This is a genomic window from Anoxybacillus pushchinoensis (genome assembly GCF_900111795.1).
GTDB lineage: Bacteria > Bacillota > Bacilli > Bacillales > Anoxybacillaceae > Anoxybacillus > Anoxybacillus pushchinoensis.
The window spans coordinates 7,359-9,602 of record NZ_FOJQ01000090.1; the positions used below are offsets into that span (position 1 = coordinate 7,359).

Consider the following 2,244-nt stretch of genomic DNA (forward strand, 5'->3'; position numbering starts at 1 on the left):
AAAAAAATTTCGTCACCATCGGAAGGATGAAAACAACCTTCTGTCGAATGGTCTCCTTGCAGCTGGGGTCATGAGGTCGTTGTATCTATGGTACGTAAAAGTCCGATATATAGACGGACCCCAGTAGTCTGGTGCACTACGGAATGTCGCTCCCTTGAGGGAAGCACGCAGGATAGAATGCTTGAACAAAGGCTACTGCACCAGCTGTTTTTGAGAACGAAGCAGGGAGGGAGACCGATGCGCGTCTTGTATGAACGCTGTTGCGGATTGGACGTGCATAAGCAATCGATTACGGCTTGCGCCCTTACCCCTGAAGGAAAAGAGATTCGCACGTTTGGTACGCTGACCGACGATCTCGAGGAGTTGGTGGATTGGCTGAAAGAAAAAAAGGTGACGCACGTTGCCATGGAGTCGACGGGCGTATATTGGAAGCCAGTGTATAATCTCCTCGAAGCAGAGCCGATCGAAGTGCTTGTCGTCAATGCCCAACACATCAAAGCGGTTCCCGGGCGAAAGACCGATGTCAAAGATGCTGAATGGATCGCGGACTTGCTTCGCCATGGATTGCTAAAAGGGAGTTACATCCCTCATCGGGCTCAGCGGGAGCTCCGGGAACTGGTCCGTTATCGGCGCAGTTTGATCGAGGAACGGGCACGGGAGCTCAACCGCATCCAAAAAGTGCTGGAAGGAGCCAATATCAAGCTTTCTTCGGTCGTATCCGACATCAACGGGATGTCGGCCCGGCTCATCATTCGCGCCCTTATCGAAGGAAAGAACGATCCGGCGGCCCTCGCCCAGCTCGCCAAAGGGCGGCTGAAACAAAAAACGGAAGAGCTCCGGCGCGCGTTGAAAGGAATGATAGGGCCGCATCAACGCATGATGCTGGCCGAGCAATGGCGTCATGTGGAGTATTTAGATGAAGCGATTGCCCGGTTGGATCGAGAAATCGAGGAACGAACGAGCCCTTTTCATGAAGCGCTGGAGCTCATCGATACGATCCCGGGAGTGGGGCGGCAAAGCGCGGAACAAATTTTGGCGGAAATCGGAACCGATATGAGTCGCTTTGCATCAGCGAGCCATCTGGCATCGTGGGCAGGCATGGCACCAGGAAACTACGAGAGTGCGGGGAAACGGTTATCAAGCCGAACGAGGAAAGGGAACAAGAAGCTAAGGTCGTGCCTCGTGGAATGCACCCGTGCCGCCGCCCGAACGAAGAACACGTACCTATCGGCCAAGTATCATCGGATCGCCAAACGAAGAGGAGCGAATCGAGCGAGTGTTGCGGTCGGGAGAACGATTTTAGAAATGATCTATTACATCTTAACTCGAAAGGAACCGTATAGAGAGTTGGGAGCCGACTACTGGGATCGGCAGCGAGAAGCGAGCATCGTGCGTCAAACGGTGAAACGATTAGAGGGGTTAGGGTACGAAGTGAAGTTAGAAAAAGTGGGTTCATAAGGGAATTAAACCATATATAAACTTTAATACCTTCCTTTGGGAATTATATTCCAAAGGCCAGGTGGGGGTTGTTTTTTGCCAAATTTTGTTTTCAGGATAGACACAACGAATAGAGAAATGTACAGTAAATCTATCAATGATGAGGGGTGTCTATAATGACAAGACGTTTTGATAAAGAATTCAAAATACATGCAGTAAAATTAGTGGTCGAGGAAGGAAAGGCGGTCGCTCAAACCGCAAGACAACTCGATATTTCGCCAAAAACTCTTCATAAATGGGTCGCAGATTATAAAAAAGATGATGAGCATAGCTTTGTGGGGAGTGGAAACCTCAAGCCGGAAGATCGTGAAAAGCGTGAACTTCAAAAACGCATTCGGGATCTGGAGGAGGAAAACGCGATCTTAAAAAAGGCCATGAGCATCTTCGCCAAAAACCAGAAGTAATTTATACATTCATTCATACGCATAGAAAGGAGTTTCGCGTGGCGAAGATGTGTGAAGTCTTAGGCGTTTCAAGAAGTGGATACTATGCATGGGTGAAACGACCAGAAAGTCAACAAAAGAAAAGACAGAAAGCATTGAAAAAGCAAATCAAAAAGATTCATATCGATTCAAGAGAAACGTATGGCAGTCCAAAAATCACAAAAATCCTTCAGAAACAAGGGGTTAAGGTATCTCAAAAAACGGTCGCTAGAATCATGAAAGATGGTGATATTCGTTCAAAAACAAAGAAAAAATATAAGGCAACCACAAACTCGAAGCATTATTTGCCTGTGTATCCCAACTT

General features: G+C 47.9%; 1 protein-coding gene and 1 pseudogene. Both read left to right on the plus strand.

What is annotated here, in order from left to right; translation table 11 throughout:
• The first annotated feature begins 237 nt into the window (after positions 1-237).
• Entirely contained in the window at positions 238-1,458 is a 1,221-nt protein-coding gene (locus BM213_RS13995; RefSeq protein ID WP_091705148.1) for an IS110 family RNA-guided transposase, read from the plus strand.
• Between the two features lie 155 nt (positions 1,459-1,613).
• Positions 1,614-2,244 (plus strand): annotated as a pseudogene (locus tag BM213_RS15350) (IS3 family transposase); the annotation flags it as partial.